General features: G+C 71.7%; 18 protein-coding genes. 6 read left to right on the top strand and 12 right to left on the bottom strand.

Going from position 1 to position 20,182, the window contains the following annotated elements; translation table 11 throughout:
* Positions 1 to 11 precede the first annotated feature (11 nt).
* The gene (locus ASG95_RS22195; RefSeq protein WP_255358316.1) at positions 12 to 134 is read left to right on the top strand and encodes a hypothetical protein; all 123 of its coding nucleotides are present in this window, start codon (positions 12 to 14) and stop codon (positions 132 to 134) included.
* Between the two features lie 45 nt (positions 135 to 179).
* Here ASG95_RS22195 and ASG95_RS06435 read toward each other — a convergent pair whose 3' ends face one another.
* From ASG95_RS06435 to ASG95_RS06405, 7 genes are all read right to left on the bottom strand, one after another.
* Positions 180 to 596, bottom strand: coding sequence for a pilus assembly protein TadG-related protein (locus ASG95_RS06435; protein ID WP_057376922.1), 417 nt, complete (start codon positions 594 to 596; stop codon positions 180 to 182).
* Positions 597 to 673: 77 nt separating this feature from the next.
* Positions 674 to 1,138, bottom strand: coding sequence for a pilus assembly protein (locus tag ASG95_RS06430; protein WP_235543486.1), 465 nt, complete (start codon positions 1,136 to 1,138; stop codon positions 674 to 676).
* On the bottom strand, positions 1,135 to 1,485 hold the full coding sequence (locus tag ASG95_RS06425; protein ID WP_057378764.1) for a TadE family protein: 351 nt from the start codon (positions 1,483 to 1,485) through the stop codon (positions 1,135 to 1,137). Before ASG95_RS06425 ends, ASG95_RS06430 begins: the two co-directional genes overlap by 4 nt.
* Positions 1,486 to 1,538: 53 nt before the next feature.
* The gene (locus ASG95_RS21995) at positions 1,539 to 1,748 is read right to left on the bottom strand and encodes a hypothetical protein (protein ID WP_235543484.1); all 210 of its coding nucleotides are present in this window, start codon (positions 1,746 to 1,748) and stop codon (positions 1,539 to 1,541) included.
* 37 nt (positions 1,749 to 1,785) lie between these two features.
* Positions 1,786 to 2,718, bottom strand: a complete 933-nt coding sequence (locus ASG95_RS06415) for a type II secretion system F family protein (protein WP_057376921.1) — start codon at positions 2,716 to 2,718, stop codon at positions 1,786 to 1,788.
* A complete protein-coding gene (locus ASG95_RS06410) occupies positions 2,715 to 3,581 on the bottom strand; it encodes a type II secretion system F family protein (RefSeq protein ID WP_057376920.1) in 867 nt (288 codons plus the stop codon). The genes ASG95_RS06415 and ASG95_RS06410 overlap by 4 nt, the downstream gene beginning before the upstream one ends.
* A 4-nt stretch (positions 3,582 to 3,585) precedes the next feature.
* Positions 3,586 to 4,809 (bottom strand): CpaF family protein, encoded by a 1,224-nt coding sequence (locus tag ASG95_RS06405; RefSeq protein WP_057376919.1) that lies wholly within the window; start codon positions 4,807 to 4,809, stop codon positions 3,586 to 3,588.
* A gap of 155 nt (positions 4,810 to 4,964) precedes the next feature.
* On the opposite strand from ASG95_RS06405, the gene ASG95_RS06400 reads away from it, so the two are divergent.
* Together ASG95_RS06400 and ASG95_RS06395 are read left to right on the top strand one after the other, a co-directional pair.
* Positions 4,965 to 9,314, top strand: a complete 4,350-nt coding sequence (locus ASG95_RS06400) for an FtsK/SpoIIIE domain-containing protein (protein WP_057376918.1) — start codon at positions 4,965 to 4,967, stop codon at positions 9,312 to 9,314.
* Entirely contained in the window at positions 9,311 to 9,721 is a 411-nt protein-coding gene (locus ASG95_RS06395; RefSeq protein ID WP_200961290.1) for a PPOX class F420-dependent oxidoreductase, read from the top strand. Before ASG95_RS06400 ends, ASG95_RS06395 begins: the two co-directional genes overlap by 4 nt.
* Positions 9,722 to 9,742: 21 nt before the next feature.
* On the opposite strand, the gene ASG95_RS06390 is transcribed toward ASG95_RS06395, so the two are convergent.
* Positions 9,743 to 10,159, bottom strand: coding sequence for a hypothetical protein (locus tag ASG95_RS06390; RefSeq protein WP_235543482.1), 417 nt, complete (start codon positions 10,157 to 10,159; stop codon positions 9,743 to 9,745).
* Between the two features lie 433 nt (positions 10,160 to 10,592).
* Between ASG95_RS06390 and ASG95_RS06385 the strand changes: the two genes are divergently transcribed.
* Positions 10,593 to 10,841 (top strand): WhiB family transcriptional regulator, encoded by a 249-nt coding sequence (locus tag ASG95_RS06385; protein ID WP_056922793.1) that lies wholly within the window; start codon positions 10,593 to 10,595, stop codon positions 10,839 to 10,841.
* Positions 10,842 to 10,929: 88 nt separating this feature from the next.
* Here the strand turns inward: ASG95_RS06385 and ASG95_RS06380 are convergent, their stop codons facing one another.
* Positions 10,930 to 12,423, bottom strand: coding sequence for a sensor histidine kinase (locus ASG95_RS06380; RefSeq protein WP_056922794.1), 1,494 nt, complete (start codon positions 12,421 to 12,423; stop codon positions 10,930 to 10,932).
* Between the two features lie 89 nt (positions 12,424 to 12,512).
* On the opposite strand from ASG95_RS06380, the gene ASG95_RS06375 reads away from it, so the two are divergent.
* Positions 12,513 to 13,064 (top strand): cyclic nucleotide-binding domain-containing protein, encoded by a 552-nt coding sequence (locus tag ASG95_RS06375; RefSeq protein ID WP_056922795.1) that lies wholly within the window; start codon positions 12,513 to 12,515, stop codon positions 13,062 to 13,064.
* On the opposite strand, the gene ASG95_RS06370 is transcribed toward ASG95_RS06375, so the two are convergent.
* Positions 13,041 to 13,760 carry a metallophosphoesterase gene (locus tag ASG95_RS06370; RefSeq protein WP_056922796.1) on the bottom strand — a complete coding sequence of 240 codons (720 nt, stop codon included), beginning with the start codon at positions 13,758 to 13,760 and terminating at the stop codon, positions 13,041 to 13,043. The two genes, ASG95_RS06375 and ASG95_RS06370, sit on opposite strands and share 24 nt — an antisense overlap.
* A 90-nt stretch (positions 13,761 to 13,850) precedes the next feature.
* Entirely contained in the window at positions 13,851 to 14,561 is a 711-nt protein-coding gene (locus tag ASG95_RS06365; protein WP_057376917.1) for an MOSC domain-containing protein, read from the bottom strand.
* A 64-nt stretch (positions 14,562 to 14,625) separates the two neighbouring features.
* Between ASG95_RS06365 and ASG95_RS06360 the strand changes: the two genes are divergently transcribed.
* Positions 14,626 to 15,081: a hypothetical protein gene (locus tag ASG95_RS06360; RefSeq protein WP_162259373.1), complete on the top strand. Its 456-nt coding sequence runs from the start codon at positions 14,626 to 14,628 to the stop codon at positions 15,079 to 15,081.
* Between the two features lie 50 nt (positions 15,082 to 15,131).
* Here the strand turns inward: ASG95_RS06360 and ASG95_RS06355 are convergent, their stop codons facing one another.
* Positions 15,132 to 20,036 (bottom strand): NAD-glutamate dehydrogenase, encoded by a 4,905-nt coding sequence (locus tag ASG95_RS06355; RefSeq protein WP_235543480.1) that lies wholly within the window; start codon positions 20,034 to 20,036, stop codon positions 15,132 to 15,134.
* Positions 20,037 to 20,182: the final 146 nt, after the last annotated feature.

The raw sequence follows: 20,182 nt of genomic DNA, 5'->3' as shown, positions 1-20,182 counted from the left end.
AACCTTCACGCATGCGCAACCCCAGCCACCAGAACGACGACGCCCGGACCCTCTCAGAGGTCGAGCGCGCGGAGCTGATCCAGCTGCTCCGTGGTGGCTCCTGGCGCGTCCTCGGCGGCGTCTCGCACGGCTGAGCGGCTGAGGCCCCGCGGGCGACACGGCCTCGCGAACGACGAGCTCTAGCCGAGGTCTGCTCGGGCCCGTGACTCCACGGTGATCGTGACCGAGCCGCCGACCGACTCCAGCAACCCGCCGACCAGCGGCACCCTCGCCTCGCCCGAGATCCGCACCACGGCGGTCTCCCCGTCCGGGCTTCCCGTGCCGCCAACCACCTCCCAGCCGAGCAGGCTCTCGGGCCGAGGTCGCTGCGCGAGGTAGTCGACCGCGGTGCGGCGGACAGTCCTGTCGCTGAGGGTGACAGCACCCCCGAGGCCCTGGTGGTAGGCGCCGACGTCGAGCGAGTCGGCGGCATCGAGGGCCGCCCCGTCGGCGACGTCGAGCAGGCGCATCCGCGACAGCTGGACGGAGGTCACCGCCACCGTCCCCACGATGAGCAGGATCGCGACGACGCTGAAGCCCAGGACCAGCAGCGTCACCTGGCCAGACTCGGATCGCCCAGGACGGCCCCGGCGGACCGACCGGGGCCACCACGGCCGATCGGCGCCGCCCGGCCTCACCGCTCGCCCCGGAAGCGGTCGACCACGGCCACGTGGCTGGCCGTGATCGGCACGTCGAGCGGCACCACTCGTCGCGCGAACGACGGCACCAGCGGCAGGGGGACCACGACCGTCGTGGTCACCTCCACCCGTCCTTCCGGTCGCAGGCAGGGGTCCCCGTCGCAGACCATCGCCAGCTGCGCGTCAGCGGGGCCGAAGCCCTGGTCCTCGAACGCCACCCGGGCTGCAGCGTGGGCTCGGTCCTCTGCCGAGTCCTGGTCGCGAGCCGTGACGTACGCGCGCCCGGCCTCGCGGGCTGCGGTTGACGCGGCATACGACCCGGCTTGGACTCGCGAGACCGTCATCACGAGGTAGAACAACGGCACCATCAACAGCACGGTGAGGAACACGAACTCCACCACGGCACTGCCGCTCTCGAGCGGGCAGCGCGCGGCCAGCCTGCGACGCATCGCTGTGCTCACTGCGCCTCCAGGAAGGCACGACCGACGAGGTCGAAGCCGTCGTCGAGACCGAGGGGTCCGAGGACCGGCAGCGGCGCCCGGACCCGGATCGCCACCACCTGCACGCCACCATCGACGGTCAGGTCGGCGGACACGTCCCTCGCGAACCGTGCCGACAGCGACGTCGAGATGAGCGCCCGGGTCCGGGCAGCCCCCTCCTCCGGGCTGGACCCGTCACGCGCCCCGAGGCGCGCACCCTCCGAGGCGCAGGAGATCAACGTGTTCCGCACGTGGAGGGTGAGCCCCACCTGGAGGACCGCGACGAACAGGACCGACACCAGCGCCGAGACGAGGACGAAGTCCGCCACCGCCGACCCGGCCTCACCGTGCGGCCGGAGGGCAGGTACCGGGACCACGACGGTCAGCGACGGGCGCTGTCGAGGGCGTCCGTGAAGAGCGCCTTGAGCTGGTCCTCGGCGACGGCCCACAGCACCGCCACGAGCCCGGCGGTCATCAGGGTGATCAGCACCCATCCGGGGACGTCGCCGCGTTCGCCTCGGGCACAGGCCCGACGGCTGGCTCGGACCAGGGCGAGCTGGGACCGCAGCAGGGTTCGGTGGAGACAGGTCATGGCGTTCCTCTCATGGGCTGCACGGGTGTCACCGGGGTCAGATCTGGAACCGCAGGAAGGCGAATCCGGGGAAGACGGCGAAGAGCACAGTGATCGGGAGCACGAGGAAGACGACCGGCACCATCATCGCGATCTCCTTCTTGCCGCCGGCCTCCAGCACCGCTCGTCGGCCGTCCTCCCGCACGTCCTGGGCCTGCGCGCGGAGGACCTCCGCGAGCGGGGTGCCGCGCTCGACCGCGATGACCATGCCGTCCACGAACCGCGAGAGGCTCACCAGCCCGGTCCGGTCGCCGAGGCCCTGCAGAGCCGTGGGCAGCGGCGCCCCCGCGCGCGCGTCGGCGAGGCACCGCCTGAGCTCGGCGGACAGGTCGCCCTGGGACAGCCGACACACGCGCTCCAGGGCTCCCACCGCGCCCTCGCCAGCGCTGACCGCGAGGGCCAGCAGCTCGGCGATCGTGGGGAACTCGCTGAGCATCCGTTGCTCACGGACGGTGGCCTCGTGGCTGAGCCACTGGTCGCGCGCCACGACGCCCGCCCCCGTCCCACAGACGACGATGAGGAGGGGACGCACCACCGAACCGCCCTGTCCCAGCCAGACCATGCTGCCGAGGGCGAGTCCGACGCCCATGCCCGCCGCACCCCACACCACCTGCTCCGCACGGAACCGGTCGACGTCCGGAGCCTTCCCGGCGCGGAGCAACCGCCTCGCGACCGAGGCCGACCCGCCGAGCACGGACTCGACGCGCCTGGCCAGGTCGGTGACCACCGGCCGGGCGAGGACGTGGAGGACGCCGCTGCCGCCCACCTGCCGCGCGGTGAGCAGCCGGGACGGCTGCGGAGCATCGCGCAGGTAGGGGAACAGTCGGTCGTCGAGCGTGGCGCGGCGGCGGGTCGGGAGCCGCGCCCAGACCAGGACGAACCCGATCCCGAGGGTCAGCCCCAGGAGCGCACCGGCCAGCGGCGGGCTCACCGCAGCACCCGCTCGTCCTCGGGCAGCCGCCCGACGAAGATCATGATCCGGTATGCCGCGACGGAGGCGACCGCGCCCACCACCAGGACCAGCGCGCCGGTCGAGCTCGCGTACGCCTGGATGGACTCCGGTCGAGTGCACAACATGCCGAGCACGACCCAGGGCGCGGCGACCGCGAGCCTGGCCGCATTCACCGTCCAGCCTTGCCGCGCTTCCAGCTCGGAGCGGGTGCGGCTGTCCTCGCGCAGGAAGGTCGACAGCGTGCGGAGGAGCGTGCCCAGGTCGCTCCCGCCGACCTCCCTCGCGATCCGCAGGGACTCGACCAGCCGATCACCGACGGGGTCGCTCAGGCTCGCCTTCAGGCGGTCGAGGCAGTCGTGGAAGCGCCCAGTGGATCGATAGTCCTCGGCAAAGACCTGGAAGGCCGGCCTGAGCTCCTCGGGTCCCCGGATCGCCAGCTGGCTCAACGCCTCCGGGAGCGCGAGGCCAGCCCTCACCCCCGAGGTGATGTTGTCGACGGCGTCCGGCCACAGCTCCCGCAGGTTGGCCCGGCGCCGGCGCGCACGCATCCGCACGAGGGCAACCGGCGCGTACCCGGCCATGGCGGCGAAGCAGAGGGCGACCGGGGCAACGCGCGTCGCGGCATACAGGAGGAGACCGAGGAGACCGAACGCCAGCAGGCACGCGGCCAGCAGCCCCCGCGGCCCGAGCGTCTCGTAGCCGGCCTGGGCGAGCTGGTCGCGCGTGCGGCCCACCAGCGAGACCCGACGGGCGGCTCGGGGCGTGGCACCGGGCACCCAGCAGGCCCACCACACGCAGAACAGCCCGCACCCCAGCAGCAGGCCCACGACGATCCCGCTCATCTCATCACTCCGGGGCCAGAAGAGCCGCGACGTCGTAGCCGGTCCGCCGAAAACGCTCGGCGTGCGGAGGGAAGCCGTCGGCGCGGCTGAGGACGCCCTCGCGCTGGGTGAAGATGTCGGCGGTCTCGACCACGTCTCCCTCGACCCGACCCGGGATCGCCACGACCTCCCGGACCCGGCGGACCCCGTCGTGCTCGAGGGCTGCGTGGACGACGAGGTCGATCGACCCCGCGACCGTCGGGACGACGAACCGGCTGCCGACGTTCTCGCCTGCGAGCAGGGGCAGCGTGCACATCTTCGTGATGGCTTCGCGAGCACTGTTCGCATGGATGGTGCACATGCCCGGCAGCCCACTGTTGAGCGCGATGAGCAGGTCGAGGCTCTCTCCCTGACGGACCTCGCCGACGATGATCCGGGATGGGCGCATCCGCAGCGCCTCCTTGACCAGCCGCCGCAGCGGGATCTCACCCGTCCCCTCGAGGCTGGGCTGTCGACACTGCATGGAGGCGACGTCACGCAAGGGGATCTTCAGCTCGAAGACCTCCTCACAGGTCACCACGCGTTCCCGGGGTGGGATCGCGGCGCTCAGGCAGTTGAGCAGGGTGGTCTTACCTGCCTGGGTGCCACCGGCGACGAGGATGTTCAATCCCGACGCGACTGCTGCGCCGAGGAACCGCGCCGCGTGGGCGGTCAGGGTCCCGAGGCCCACGAGGTCGTCCAGATGGGCTGCGCGGACCACGAACTTCCGGACGTTGACCGACCAGTGCTTCCTCGTGATGTCGGGGATGACGACGTGCAGCCGCGAACCGTCCGGCAGGACGGCGTCGACGAAGGGGCTCGACAGGTCGACCCGGCGCCCGCTGGTCTTGAGCATGCGCTCGACGAGGTCGCGCACGCCGTCTGCCGTGAGCATGGTCGTGGTGAGCTCGGCGACGCCCCCACGGGCCACGAACACCTTCGACGGCTCGTTGATCCAGATCTCCTCGACGCTGGGGTCGTCGAAGTACTGCTGCAGCGGACCGAACCCGGCGACAGCGTCCTTCACCGACTTGACCGCGTCGTCGATGCTGGGCAGCGCAGGGAGGCTGCCGTGCAGTGACCGCTCGTCGTAGTCGGCGACCGCGTCACGGACCAGGCGATCGAGCTCCCCGACATCGCGCGCCGGGTCCACCCCGGAGCGGCGGATCAGCTCCCGCACCTCGGACTCGACCGTCACGAGCGCGTCCATGACCTCGCCCCCCCCTTCGATCGCCAATCATCACGATCACGTTCGTTTGCCTTCGTTTGCGGAATGATAGGTGCGGTGAGGGTGCGATGCGGTCCTTTGTCCACAGCTGTGGACGACGTGGGCGTGCGCCGGTCGCCCGTCCCTACCGTCGCCGGATGCGTCTCCAGCTCACCGTCCTGCTGTCGGCGCCCGACGGCGAACCTCCCGCCGCGCCGGTGGAGGTCGAGGTGGAGGCCGCCCCCGCGGCCACGGCCGGTCAGCTGGCCAGCGCGCTCGCTGCTGCCTTCGTCGACCCCGCGACCGTCGACCGCACCCCTCCCCCTGGTCCGACCCTCTCGGTGGGCGGAGCCATCGTCGGGGCGGGGGCGGCGCTGGGGCGGTCACCCCTGGTCGACGGCGCAGCCGTCACCCTCCTCCTCGGCCCGGCTCCGCTGCCACGACCACGTCCGACGAACCCTCGGGCGCCCGTCGCGGTGGCGATCACCCACGGCCCGGATGCGGGGCGCACGATCGAGCTGGTCCTCGGCGCACACACACTCGGACGCGGCTCAGAGGCCGCGATCGTGATCGACGACCCGCGGATCTCGCGAGTCCATGCCGTGCTCACCGTCGCCGCCGACTCCATCACGGTCGCCGACCTGGGGTCGACGAACGGCACCGAGCTGGACGGCGTGCCCGTCTCGGCGCATCCTCGCCCGACCCGGATCGGAGCCACCGTCCGGGTCGGCGACAGCTTGGTGGTGCTCCGCGCGGGAGGCGGCGAACCGGCTGCCGTGGTGGCGCGGGACGACGGCACGTTGACCGTCAGCCGCAGACCACGACTCATGGGGGCACCAGGTCGACGGTCGATCTCGCTGCCGGCTCCGCCCGCTGCGCCCCACGCCACTCGCGTGCCGTGGCTACCCATGCTGCTGCCGCTTCCGATCGCGGGGGTCATGGCGCTGGTCTTCGGCCCGATGATGCTCGCCTTCGCCCTCATGAGCCCAGTTCTCATGGCAGGCAACGTCATCGGCGATCGGTTGACCACCAAACGCAGGTATGCCGCGGAGCACGCGGCCTACGTGCATCGCCGCAGAGAGGCCGAGGACCAGGTGCAAACCGCCTGCCGCGATGAGGCCGACCTGCTGGCCCGTGCGTTGCCCGATCCGGCGCAGGTCTTGGTGGCCGCCACGACGCCGACGGTGCAGGTCTGGGAACGGCGGAGCACCGATCCTGACGCACTCACCGCGAGCGTCGGGTGGTGCAGCAAAACGGCCTCCGTGCGAGTGGTCAGCGAGATCGGCGCCGACACGCCGGAAGCCCCTCTGCTGCAACGGGTTCCCTGCGCCCTCCCCCTGGCCGAGCTGGGGGTCACGGGCATCTGTGGCGAGCGCACCGCCGTGATGGGTGCGCTGCGAGCCCTGGTGGGCCAGCTCGTCACCCTGCACTCCCCTCGCGACCTCGAGCTGGTCCTCGTCACGGGACCGGGTCCCGCCGACCCTGCCTGGTCCTGGGTCGGCCGGCTGCCCCACATCCGCACCGCCGACGGGCACCCGCGCCCCGACTGGCTGCTGGCGTTCGAGCACCCCCACGCCACACGGGCCGACGCCGCACGGGCCGGCGTCGCCGCGCTCGCGGCCGTGGTCCGACACCGGATCGCCCACCGCGACGTCGTGGCCGAGGCCCGGTCGGGGGCACGCATCCTCGTCGTGCTCGACGGGTCCGGCCTGGATGGGCTGCCCGACCTCGCCACCGTGCTCGAGCACGGCCCATCCGTGGGGATCGTCGTCGTGGCCGTCGCCGACCAGCGGCCCCGACTGCCCTCTGAGTGTCGGGCGGTCCTCGACCTCGACCTCCCCACGTCAGTGCTGCACGTTCCCGGCGCCGCCCCCACCCACCTCGTGGTGGACCGGGTCGGGCCGTGGTGGGCGGACCGGCTGAGCCGTGGCCTCGCGCCACTGCGCGACGCCACCCCCGCACGCGCGGCCGGCTCGCCTCCGGTCGGGCTCGGGCTCCGCGAGCTGCTCGGTCTGGAGGGCCCCGAGTCGATGGGCGCGACCATCGCCCGCATCTGGTCGGAGAGCCCGGGGAGCACCTCGGTGCCGATCGGTCACACCGGAGAAGGCGCCTTCCGTGTCGACCTCGCGTCCGACGGCCCGCACGTGCTGGTGGCCGGCACCACCGGCGCCGGCAAGTCCGAGCTCCTGCGCACCCTCGTGGCCTCGCTGGCGGTGCACCGCCGCCCGGAGCACCTGTCGCTCGTGCTCGTCGACTACAAGGGCGGGGCCGCCTTCCGCGACTGCTCCCCGCTCCCCCACGTCGCCGCCGTGGTCACCGACCTCGACGAGCACCTCGCCGCCCGAGCCCTCACCTCGCTCCGGGCCGAGCTCAAGCGGCGGGAGCGAGTGCTGGCCGCCGCCGAGGTCGCGGACTTCCGGTCGTACCAGTCAGCTTCGGCCTCCGCCTCGAGTCCCCTGCCCCGGCTGGTCGTCGTCATCGACGAGTTCCGGGCTCTCGCGGAGGAGCTGCCCCAGTTCATCGACGGCATGGTGGCCTTGGCGGCCCTCGGACGATCCTTGGGGATCCACCTGGTCCTTGCCACGCAACGACCAGCCGGCGTGGTCACGGCGGACATCAAGGCGAACATGAACCTGCGGATCGGGCTGCGGCTGCGCGACCGCTCCGACTCGGTCGACGTCATCGACGACCCGGATGCCGCGGCACTGGACCCGGGTGCGCCCGGACGCGCGCTCGCCCGGGTGGCGGACGGAGCGGTCGTTGCCTTCCAGACGGCGTTCGCCGGGGCCAAGTCCGGGGGCACGCGGGAGGCCCCCGACGGCATACGGGTGAGGCGACTGCCGTGGGGTGCGGCACCGCCGCCGTGGCCGGGGCCCGCACCCGGCCACGAGGATGTCGGCGGCTCCACGGACCTGGCAGCCGTGGTCGCTGGCGTGTCGGCCGCCGTCGCCAGGACCGGGGCGCGTCGGGCCGCGAGTCCATGGCTCGCGCCACTCCCCCACCGGGTTGACGCTCAGTGCCTGCCGCGGTCGGGGGACGCCATGCGACTCCCGATCGGCCTCGTCGACGAGCCTGCCCTGCAACGGCAGCGGCCGCTGGAGGTAGCCCTGGACGAGCCAGGTCACTGGGGTTTCGTCGGCGGTCCGGGGAGCGGGCGCAGCACGGCCCTGCTCACGGTGGCGGGATCGGCGACCGTCTCGCACGGCCCGGGAGACCTCCATGTGTATGCCGTGAGCGGTGGTTCGCTCACGGCGGTCCAGTCCTTGCCCCACTGCGGTGCGCACGTGGGAATCGACGACCTCCCCCGTCTCACCCGGCTGGTCGCCCGGATGTCGGAGGAGCTGGCCACCCGGCGCGAGCGGCTTGCCACCGCTGGCCACCCGTCGATGGCCCACTGGCGCCGGGTCGACCCGACGACCGCTCCCGTCCCGGTGGTGCTATTGGTCGACGACTGGGACCTGCTCGTGCAGCGAGCCGACGACCAGCACGGCGGCCAGGTGGTCACGAAGCTGCTGGGCCTGTTGCGGGAGGGCGCCGGCCTCGGCCTCACCTGCGTGCTGGCCGGTGACCGGGCGCTCCTGGTCGGTCGGGCCGCCTCCGCCCTGGCCCACCGGGTCCTGCTCCGGCTGAACGACCCCACCGACCTGCTCCTGGCCGGTCTGCCGCCGCGAGCGGTCCCTGCCGAGCAGCCGGCCGGCCGCGGACTGCTGCTGGACGGCACGGAGGTCCAGGTCGCAGTATCCGCGGCGTCCGCACAGCAGCCGGCGACGCTCGGGAGGTCGATCGGCGGCGCCGCCGACAGCGGACACAACCGGCCGTGGCGGGTCGACGCCTTGCCGGAACGCGTGTCCCTGCAGTCGTTGCGGCAGTCGCAGCCACTCGGGACCGACGCGGACGACCTCGTCCTGGTGGGAATGGGTGGCGACGAGCTCGCTCCCCGAGGGCTGGGTCCGGGTCGCGACGGGCGGCGGTGGGCCGTCATCGGCGGGAACGGTTCAGGAGTCAGCTCCACCCTCGCGACGGTCGTGTCAGGCCTGGTGACCACGGGCCGCCAGGTCTGCGTGGTCGCGGTCCCGTCCGCTCCCTGGGAGGTGCTGCGCCAGGACTCGCGAATCCTCTGGTGCGAGGATCCGGGTCGCATCGACGAGCTCGTGGAGCTGCGGCGGCACGTGCCCGATCTCGCCGTGGTGGTCGACGACGCCGACCAGCTGCTCGACACACCGCTCGACGCGGCCGTGCGGGGCGTGGCTGCCTCGGTCGACCGCGACCGAGGGCTGGTCGTGGTGGGGGCCAAGGACGACGCCGTGTCCGTGCAGTACCGAGGGGTGGCGGTCAGCGTGGCACGACACCGCACGGGCATTCTGCTCGGCCCTTCCGGCGCGACGGCTGCCGACCTCCTCGGCGTGCGGGTCCCGGTGGACCGGCAGGCGCCGCCGGGGCGTGGCTACCTGGTGCGGTCAGGGGCCGCGCTGCCGATCCAGGTCGCCTCGCGTACGGTCAGGAGGTGACCCTTCCCCCTGACCTGGCCGCCCTCGGTGACGAGAAGTTCGTCTCCCTCACCACGTTCCGCACGTCCGGCGAGGCCGTGGACACCACCGTGTGGATCGGTCGGGACGGCGACACGCTGATCGTCACGACCCCGAGCGGCAGCGGGAAGGTCAAGCGGCTGCGGAACGACGAGCGCATCTCCCTGCGCCCCTCGAGCCGCCGGGGCAAGGCCGACACCTCGGTGCCACCGGTCGCCGGCGTGGCCGAGGTCGTCGAGGGCCGGGAGGCGATGTACCGGCTCGACTCGGTCATGGGAGCCAAGTACCCCCTCGAGTACCGCCTCGTCATGGGAATCGAGCGACTCATCCGCCGTGGCGCACCCGAGCGGGTCATGCTGCGCATCACGGCAGCCGACGAAGCTGCCTGACCCGAGCGGCCTGAGCGAGGCTCAGTCTCTGCCGGTGTCCTCCGCCGTGTCGTCGTCCCTCGTGTCCGCCCGGATCGCCGCGAGGATGCCGACCAGGGCGATGACGATGACCAGGGCACCGACCAGCCCACGGTCGCTCTGGATGAGGCTCCAGCCGACGGGTAGCAGCAGCGCGTTCCAGACGGCCGTCGGGGTGCTGGGCCAGTTGTCGCCACGCACCCAGCCGCGAGCGAGTGCGCCGATGCCCACCGCGAAGACGAGGATCAGCAGGGCCGACATCACGACCCGGGTCGCGTCGTCCGAGGAGTCCTGGGTCAGCTCCCACAGGTAGAACCCGACGAACCCGAGCAGCGCCAGCGCCTGCAGGGCGCAGATGCCAGCCGCGACGGCACGGAACAGGTCGCGCGGACGGGACGGGGCAGGGGCCGGACTGGTCACGGCACTCAGGCTAGGCCCGGGCGCGGAAGGCGCGCACGCGGCATACCGAGGTCTGCGGGTCGGTCCTGCGCGCGGGGACGCGTGGTCCGAACTGCATGGAGGTGACGCGGTTCGTCCGACATGTGACCAACACCTCACTGTTACCCCGATGAAATGTCGTGCCGAGGGTGTCCATTCGAGCGTGGATGCGTCAGGCTGGAACAGAAAGCCGCGGCAACCCGTTGGCAGAAGTGCGTCCACCCCCTCAAACTGGGTGCGCACGCGTTTCACCCTGTGCGCAACTGGGTCGGCTAGTGTTTGCCGTTGGCCCCTGACCAGCTCAGGCGCACGACCCCCTGCACACCCCCGCAATGACGCGTCCGTGCTGTGAGGTCCGCACCCCAGGGCCCACACCGCGCGGATGCGACCCCCTGCACTACAAGGAGCACCCTTCATGGATTGGCGCGATCGCGCTGCCTGCCTCGACGAGGACCCCGAGCTGTTCTTCCCGATTGGGAACACCGGCCCGGCCATCCTCCAGATCGAGGAGGCCAAGGCCGTCTGCCGGCGATGCACCGTCGTCGACGTCTGCCTGAAGTGGGCCATCGAGTCCGGCCAGGACGCCGGCGTCTGGGGCGGCATGTCCGAGGACGAGCGCCGCGCCCTCAAGCGTCGCAACGCCCGCGCACGCCGCGCCGGCTGACCGAGCCCACGGGTTCACCAGGCTCAGGCCGCCGACCCCCGTCGGCGAACCCCGCACCACCACAACTCAAGACGACCGGGATCCCGCCTCAGGCGGAGTCCCTCCCCAGTGGTCGAAGCCGCGCGATGAAACGCACCCGCGTACCGCGCGGCTTTGCTGCGTCCCAGGCGATCCGGCCGCGCAGGTCCTGCACGAGCGACTGCACGATCTGGGTGCCGAGCCCCGACCCGCCCGGCTTGAAGTCGGCGGGCAGGCCCGCGCCGTCGTCGGTGATCGTCACCGTGAGCAGCTCGTCGCCGCGGTCGTCGGCCGACCGCTCCGCCTCGATGTCCACGGTGCCGCCACCGGTCTCGGCGAGGCCGTGCTCGACGGCGTTCTGCACCAGCTCGGAGAGCACCATCGCGAGCGCCGTCGCGTCCTCGGCGCGCAGCGTGCCGAACGACCCCCGCACCTGGGAGGTGATCGGGTGCTCGACCTTGGCGACCTCGGTGATCGCCTGCAGCCCGCGCACCGCGATGTCGTCGAAGTCCACCAGCTCGTCGAAACCCTGGCTCAGCGTCTCGTGCACCAGCGCGATCACCCCGACGCGACGGACCGCCTCGTCCAGCGCCGCCCGGCCGGCCTCCCCCTCGGGGAGCCGCCGGGCCTGCAGCCGCAGCAACGCCGCGACGGTCTGGAGGTTGTTCTTCACCCGGTGGTGGATCTCGCGGATCGTCGCATCCTTGGTGAGCAGCTCGAGCTCGCGCCGACGCAGCTCGGACACGTCGCGCAGGAGCAGCAGCGCCCCGACCCGGATGCCGCCCTCGGTGATCGGGATGGCGCGCATCGAGACGCTCGCCCCACGTGAGGTGACCTCGGTACGCCACGGGGCCCGGCCGGTCACCACCAGGGCCAGGGACTCGTCGACCGGCGACTCGTCACGCAGGAGGTCGGCGACCACCTTGGCCAGCAGCTCCCCGATGACGTCGCCGACGTGGCCGAGCCGGTGGACGGCGGAGAGCGCGTTGGGGCTGGCGTAGGACACGATGCCGTTGACGTCGAGGCGCATGACGCCATCACCGACCCGCGGCGCACCACGCCGCTGACCAGTCGGGGCGGAGCTGTTGGGGAACTCGCCCGCCGCGATCATCCGCGCCAGCGCGTCGGCGAGGGCCTGATAGGTCAGCTCGAGCCGGCTCGGCGTCCGCATCGCCGCAAGATTGGTATGCCGCGTGATCACCGCGAGCGCGCGCCCCTCCCGCACGACGGGGATGGCCTCCTCACGGACCGGCATGTCGTCGCGGAAGATCGGGTCCTTCTCGCGCACGATCCGCTGGTCGAGGTAGGCCTGGTCGAGCAGCGACTGCCGGCCACGGTGGGTCCGCCGGCCGACGACGTCCTCGAAGAACACCATCTGGCCGGTGGTGGGCCGCACGTGCGCCACCGCCAGCCAGCCCTCGAGGCCACCCGGCACCCAGAGCACGAGGTCGCCGAAGGAGAGGTCCGAGATCAGCTGCCAGTCACCGACGAGCAGCTGCAGCCACTCGACCTCTGCGGGGGCGAGGTCGGTGGCGGACTGGAGCACCTCGTTGAGGGTGGGCACGCGGGAAGCCTAATCGCGGGCGCGGAGCGGGCTGTTCGACGGGTGGGCGGCACCTGTCTGCGACGCCGATCGTGCACGACACTGGGTCGGTGACCGACCTGCTGCGTCTCGCCGCCGACCTGCCGTCGGAAACCGTCGACGCCGGTGACGTGCTCATCGCGGAGGGCTCACCCGCCGGACGGATGCTGGTGCTGGTGTCCGGCTCGGTCGTCATCGAGCACGACGGGGTGCCCTTCGCACGCATCGACTCCCCCGGCGCGGTGTTCGGGGAGATGTCCGCCGTGCTGGGTCGCACCGCGACGGCGACGGTCCGCGCGGTCGAGGACGTCGTGGTGCACGTCGTCGAGGACCCGCTCGACTTCCTGTCCGAGCGACCGGGAGCAGCGCTCGCCGTCCTGCGGACGACTGCCTCGCGCCTGGATGGGATGACGCACTACCTCGTCGACGTCAAGAGGCAGTTCGCCGACCAAGCCGGTCACCTGGGGCTGGTCGACCAGATCCTCGACGTGCTCGTCCATCACCAGGGCCCGGCCGCCCGCACCGGCTCCGCGCGCGACCCCGAGGGCGACCACCACGGCGACGACGCCGGTGGCCACCGCGATGACCACGAGCACCCGTCAGGCGAGGCTGAGCAGCTCTGAGTCGAAGACGCCGAACCAGGTCGCGGTGGCGGCGTCGGTGTCGAGGGTGATGTGCGCCGGCACCTTGCCGATCTGCTTGCCCGCGTTGAAGACCCACGTGTCACCGAGCCGGGCGTGCCACGAGCCGCCCTTGGCCCACGGCGCCTGGTGGATGTGCCCGCAGAGCACCACGTCAGGGCCGTGCAGCGCGATCCAGGCGGCCAGCTCCTCGTCGGGGAAGGTCCGGCGGCCGTCGAAGCAGAGCGGCGTCCCCGCGGGCGGGGCGTGGTAGAGCCACACCCAGCGGGCCGGGCGGTCGACCGCAGCGGCGGCGAGCTGGGCAGCCACCTCGTCACGGGTCACCGGGCCGTCCCACCAAGGGCAGACGGTGAAGCGGGTGTCGCCGAGGTCGACACTGGTGCCGTCGACGTGCACCGACTCGGGCTGGGGCAGCCGCAGCCACGCGGCCACCTGCTCACCGTGCGCCCCCGGCCCGTCGAGGTCGTGGTTGCCTGAGGCGACGAGGACCGTGCCCCGGGCCGCGAGGAGCGCGAGGTAGCGGGTTAGCACCACCGTCTGGACCGCGTGCGGCACCGGGCTGACGACATCAGCCAGGTCACCGACCACGGCGACCACGTCCACGTCGGAGGCCGCCTCCACGAGCCAGTCGTAGTGCGGCAGCCGGTAGTGCAGGTCCGACACGACGAGGATCCGCATGGCGTGATCCTTGCGGGTCGACCCCCCTCGGCGCGCCCCCGGTGTCACCCGCTGGACCATGCTGTCCGATATGCCCTGCTGGTGACCCGATCAGTCGACGTGAACGCTGTCGCCCACGGTGATCGTGCCCGGCTGGAGCACCGACGCGTAGATCCCCGCGTTGAGGTCGTGGTGGTCGCTGATCGCCTTGAGCATGCCCGGGCGCTCGGCCAGGTCCACCTGCGCGACCCCCACCATCCGGCACCGCTCGATCGCCTCGGTCACGCGCAGCCGCACCGTGCCGATGGTGACCACGCGCCCGATCCACGACTCCTCGGCATACGGCTCGGTCGTGGTGACGACGAGGTTCGCGCGCAGGTGCCGTGGGTCGAGAGGGCGTCCGTCGCCCTCGTGCCGACCGAGCTCGGCGAGGGTGGCGCTGCCCACGAGCGAGAAGGTCGCAGCGTCCTGGTGCGGCACCTCACCCTCCTGCCGCACGGTGACCGGCTGTCCGAAGTGGCGCGACACGGTGGCGTCCGCGCCGTCCCGCCCCAGCGTGACCTCCGAGCCGTCCGGCAGGGTGACCACGGTGTCGGCGGCCCGCTGCGCCGCGACCAGCTCGAAGACCGGGTCCATCCTGCGGAAGCGCCGTGAGTGCTTGCCGCTGGCGAGCTTGCCGTCCGCCGCGTAGACCGCCCACTCGCGATCGCCGACCAGCCCGGTCGGGCCGACCTCGACCGAGGTGAGGGTCTCCCCACCCATCGACTTGACCGGGTAGCGGGTCACGAGCAGGACCTGCGGTTGCGTCGTCTGGTCGGCCACGCGCTCACTGTATCCGCGCGGTTTCGCCCCACTCCGGACCGGTTTCGTCCTACCCTCGGCGACCATGACCGTGCCGCCGCCCCAGCCACCCGTGCCACCCGTGCCACCCGGCCAGTCGATGCCGCCGGCCCCGCCGTCGCAGCCCGCCGTGGGCACGATCCGGCTGACCATCCAGGGGTCCATCTGGACGGCCAACGCCATCACCCCGCGGGTGCGGATCAACGGCTACCCAGTGCCGTCGCGCTACGGCGTGCAGGACCTGCCGGTCTACGCCGGGCCGAACCACCTCGACATCGACACGCAGTGGATGCGCACCTACGGCCAGGCCGGGATCGACACGAGCGTGGCGCCCGGGCAGGTCGTCGAGGTCTGGTACGCCTCGCCGGTGCACCAGTTCGCGCGCGGCAACATCGGCTTCACGAAGCAGCCCCGCCCGGGCACGGGCTGCCTGTGGGTGGGCCTGGCCGCCGTCGCCCTCTTCTGCGTCCTCGCCCTGCTGGCCGACGTGCTCGCCGGCTGACGCGACACTCGCCGACTGACGCGATACCTGACCGCCAGGAGACTCGACCGCTAGGACGTCGCCGCCCCCGAGCGGATCACCGAGCGCAGCGTGCGCAGGGCGACCGACAGCGCCGCGATGTTCGGCTTGTCGAGCCGCTCGATGCCGCTGAGCGCCGTCTTGGCCCGGGCCAGGCTCTCGGCGTTGGCCTTGGCCCACTCGTCGTACCGCGCCAGCGGCGTGGCACCCGAGGTCGACGCGTCGATGACGGAGCGCACGAGGCTCTCCAGCACGGCATACAGGTCGTCGCGGAGGGCACCACGCGCCAAGGCGTCCCACCGGTCGTCACGCGGCAGGTTGGTGACCCGGGTGAGCATGCCGTCGATCCCGAACCGCTCCGAGAGCACGAAGTAGAGCGGTGCCACGTCGGCGGGCGACTCGCCCGTGTCGGTGGCGATGTCGACGATGTCGAGCAGCGAGAACTGGTCGAGCAGGCTCGCCGAGCGCAGGGCGAGGTCCTCGGGCACACCGAGCTTCTCGAGCCCGGAGGCGTTGTGCTGCAGCCGCTTCAGCTCGGCGCCCTTGAGCAGGTCGGTGATCTGGGGAGCGAACTCACGGACCACCGCCCCGAAGCGCGTCACCTCGTTGGCGACGTCGAGCCGCGACGGGCGCGAGGTGAGGAACCAGCGCATCGAGCGGTCGATCAGCCGTCGGAACTCGAGGTAGAGCTGGCTCTGCACGTCGGTGGACACCACGTTGTCGAGCGCCTCGACCTCGTGCACGAAGCTCGGCAGGTCGAAGATCTCGCGGCAGACCACGAAGGCGCGCGCGATCTGCTCCGGGGTCGCGCCGGTCTCCTCCATCGCCCGGAACGCGAATGTGATGCCGCCCCGGTTGACCATCGAGTTGACCACCGAGTTGGTGATGATCTCGCGACGCAGCGGGTGCTCGGCCAGCTCGCCGGCGAACTGCTCGCGCAGGGCCGCCGGGAAGTAGTTGGTCAGGGTTGCCTGGAACCACGGGTCGTCGGGCAGCTCGGACGGCAGCAGGTCCTCCTTGAGGGCCAGCTTGGCGTAGGCCACCAGCACCGAGAACTCCGGCGACTTCAGGCCGAGGCCGTCGGCGAAGCGCCGGTCGATCTCGGTGTCGGTCGGCAGGAACTCCAGCGCCCGGTCGAGGTCGCCGCGCTCCTCCAGCCAGTGGATCAGCCGCTGGTGGACGGGGAGCATCGGGTGCTCCTGGGCCCGGGCGTTGCCCAGCAGGACGTTCTGCTCGTAGTTGTCGCGCAGCACCTGCGCGGCGACGTCGTCGGTCATCGACGCGAGCAGGGTGTTGCGCTGCTTGAGCGTCATGTCACCGGCCTTGACCAGGGAGGTGAGCAGGATCTTGATGTTCACCTCGTGGTCGGAGGTGTCGACGCCCGCGGAGTTGTCGATGGCGTCGGTGTTGACCCGCACGCCGTGCAGCGCCGCCTCGATGCGGCCGAGCTGGCTGAGCCCGAGGTTGCCGCCCTCACCGACCACCTTGCAGCGCAGCTGGGCGCCGTCGACGCGGATCGCGTCGTTGGCGCGGTCGCCGATGTCGGTGCTGCTCTCGCCGGCCGACTTCACGTAGGTGCCGATGCCGCCGTTCCAGAGCAGGTCGACCGGCGCCTGCAGGATCGCCTTCATCAGCTCTGCAGGAGTCATCGACGTGGCGCTCTTGGGCAGCCCCAGCGCCGCGGTCATCTCGGGGGTGATGGCGATCGACTTGAGCGAGCGGTCGAAGACCCCACCACCGGTCGAGATGAGCGAGGTGTCGTAGTCGGCCCACGAGGAGCGCGGCAGGTCGAACAACCGCTGGCGCTCCGGGAAGCTCGTCGCCGCAACGGGATCGGGGTCGACGAAGATGTGGCGGTGGTCGAACGCGGCGACCAGTCGGATGTGCTCGGACAGCAGCATGCCGTTGCCGAAGACGTCGCCGGACATGTCGCCGATGCCGACTGCGGTGAAGTCCTGAGTCTGCGTGTCGTGACCCATCTCGCGGAAGTGCCGCTTGACCGACTCCCACGCGCCGCGGGCCGTGATACCCATCGCCTTGTGGTCGTAGCCGGCCGAGCCGCCCGAGGCGAACCCGTCGTCGAGCCAGAAGCCGTAGGACTGTGCGACCCCGTTGGCGATGTCGGAGAAGGTCGCCGTGCCCTTGTCGGCCGCCACCACGAGGTAGGAGTCGTCGGGGTCGTGCCGCACCACCGAGGGAGGCGGCACGATCTTCGAGCCGTCGCGGTTGTCGGTGAGGTCGAGCAGCCCGGAGATGAAGACCTTGTAGGAGCCGATGCCCTCGGCGAGCCACGCGTCCCGGTCGACCGTGGGGTCGGGCAGCTGCTTGGCGTAGAACCCGCCCTTGGAGCCGGTCGGCACGATGACGGCGTTCTTGACCATCTGCGCCTTGACCAGGCCGAGCACCTCGGTGCGGAAGTCCTCGCGGCGGTCGGACCAGCGCAGCCCTCCACGAGCCACCGGCCCGAAGCGCAGGTGCACGCCTTCGACGCGCGGCGAGTAGACGAAGATCTCGAACTGCGGCCGCGGGGCCGGCAGGTCGGGCACCTTCTTCGGGTTGAGCTTGATCGAGACGTAGGTCTTGGCAGCCCCTGCGGAGTCGGCCTGGTAGAAGTTCGTCCGCAGCGTCGCCGTGATCACCCCGAGGAACGCCCGGATGATCCGGTCGTGGTCGAGGCTCTTCACCTCGTCGAGGTCCTTGGTGATCTGGTCGCACAACGCGCCCTGCTCGGCCTCGCGCTCGGGACCGGCCGCACCGGCATACCGGCTCGGGTCGAACCGGGCCTCGAAGAGGGCCACCAGCTTCGCGGCCAGCCGCAGGTTGGAGACCAGCGCCGACTCGACGTAGTCCTGGGAGAACGTCGAACCGGTCTGGCGCAGGTACTTCGCGACGGTGCGCAGGATGACGACCTGTCGCCAGGTCAGCCCGGCACCGAGGACGAGGGCGTTGAACCCGTCGGACTCGGCCTCGCCCCGCCACACGGCGCCGACCGCGTCCTGGAACAGCTCACGGAGCCGGTCCCGGCCGCCGTCACCGGTCCACACCTTGTCGTCACGCACCCGCAGGCCGAAGTCGTAGACCCAGAGGCCGACGCCGTCGCCCCGCGAGATCTCGTAGGGCCGTTCGTCGACGACCTCGACGCCCATGTGGGTGAACATCGGCAGCACCTGGGTCAGCGACAGCGGGCTGCGCCGGTAGAGCTTGAACCGGCGCTCGTTCGCGGGGGCGCCGGGCTCCTGGTACATGTTCAGGCCGGTGGCGTCGTCGCTCTCGAGCGCGTCCATGTGACGGATGTCGGCCACGCCGATCCGGGAGGTGAAGTCCTCCTTGTAGGCCTCGGGGAAGGCCCGTCCGTAGAGGCCGACCAGCCGCGCGGCCGCCTCCTCACCGTGCTCCGCCCGGGCCGCCTCGCCGAGGTCCTCGTCCCAGGTGCGCGTCGCGTCGACGAGCTGGCGCTCGAGCACCGCCTCGTCGATCGAGGGGATCGACTCACCTGGCGGGACCCGCACGACGAAGTGCAGGCGCGCCAGCACGGACTCGGAGACCCGTGTCGTGAAGTCGACCGTGGCACCCGGAAATGCTTGCCGCAGAATGGATTCCATCTTGAGCCGGACGCCGGTGTTGTAGCGGTCGCGGGGGATGTAGACGAGGCAGGACACGAACCGGCCGAACCGGTCACGCCGCAGGAACAGCTTGGTCTTGCGCCGCTCCTGCAGGTGGAGCACTGCCGTCGCGTTGTCGTAGAGCGACTCCTCCTCGGCCTGGAAGAGCTCGTCCCGCGGATAGTTCTCGAGCACCTCGAGCAGGTCCTTGCCCGAGTGCGAGTCGGGCAGGAAGCCGGTGCGCTGGAAGATCGCAGCGACCTTGTCGCGCAGCACCGGCACCCGGGTCACGGACTCGGTGTAGGCGCTCGAGGTGAACAGCCCGAGGAAGCGCTTCTCCCCCGTCACCTCCCCCGCGTCGTCGAACTGCTTGACGCTGACGTAGTCGAGGTAGGTGTTGCGGTGCACCGTCGCCCGCGAGTTGGCCTTCGTGATGATGAGCAGCTCGCGCGCCCGCGCCACGGCCTTGGCCTGCTCGCTCAGCAGCACGCCGTCACCGGTGCGGTCGTAGCGCAGGAGACCCAGCCCGGTGCCCTGGACGGCCTCGAGCGTGTCGGCGTCCGGCCCGCGGTGGAGGGCGTACTCGCGGTAGCCGAGGAAGGTGAAGTGGTTGTCCGCCAGCCACTCCAGGAGACCGCGGGCCTGCTCCACCTCTTCCTCCGGGAGGCCGGTCGGCGGCGCGTCGGCGAGGTCGCGCGCCAGCTGCGAGCAGGTGGCCTTCATCTTGGGCCAGTCCTCGACGGCCTCGCGCACGTTGCCGAGGATGCGGCGCAGCCCGTCGGCGATGGCGGCCCGCTCGGAGGCGCTGCTGTCGCGGTCGATCTCCAGGTGCATCCAGGACTCGCGCACCAGGCCGAACCCGTCGTCCTGGCCGGGCTGCCCGGCCGCAGCGGCGCCGTCGAGGACGACCTCCTCCAGCTGGCCCGCGGCGTTGCGTCGCACCCGCATCGTCGGGTGCACGACGAGGTAGACGGCGCGCTCCATCCGCTGCAGCTCGGCACTCACCGAGTCGACGAGGAAGGGCATGTCGTCGGTGACGATCTGGACGACGGTGTGCCCGCTGGCCCACCCCTGCTCCTCGACCGCAGGGTTGAAGACCTCGACCTTCGCGGTGCCGACCGGTCGGTTCGTCGCGAGCTCGCGCTGGGCCATCGCCGCGCCGAGCAGGTCCTCGGGGGCACGGGCGAGGAGGTCCTCGGTGGCCACGTGGCGGTAGTAGGTGCGCAGGAACTCCTCGACCGCCTCACCACCGGCGTGGTCCGCGCGCTCAGCGGCGGTGTGCAGGAGTTGCTGACGGGACTGCTCCAGCGACGCAGACATGGCTGTCGACTTCATCCTCACTAGGTTCGTCGGGCAGTGCGGGTGGTCGTGCACTGCCGTCGCACCACTCTGTGCGACCCAGCCGAGACTATCGCTCACGTGTCGCAGGCGGCACACCCCGCCCCTCGTGCCCCATACAGGGAACGTTTTCGCAGGTCAAA

This window comes from Phycicoccus sp. Soil803 (genome assembly GCF_001429685.1).
Classification (GTDB): domain Bacteria; phylum Actinomycetota; class Actinomycetes; order Actinomycetales; family Dermatophilaceae; genus Pedococcus.
This window is presented reverse-complemented; position numbering and strand designations above follow the sequence as displayed.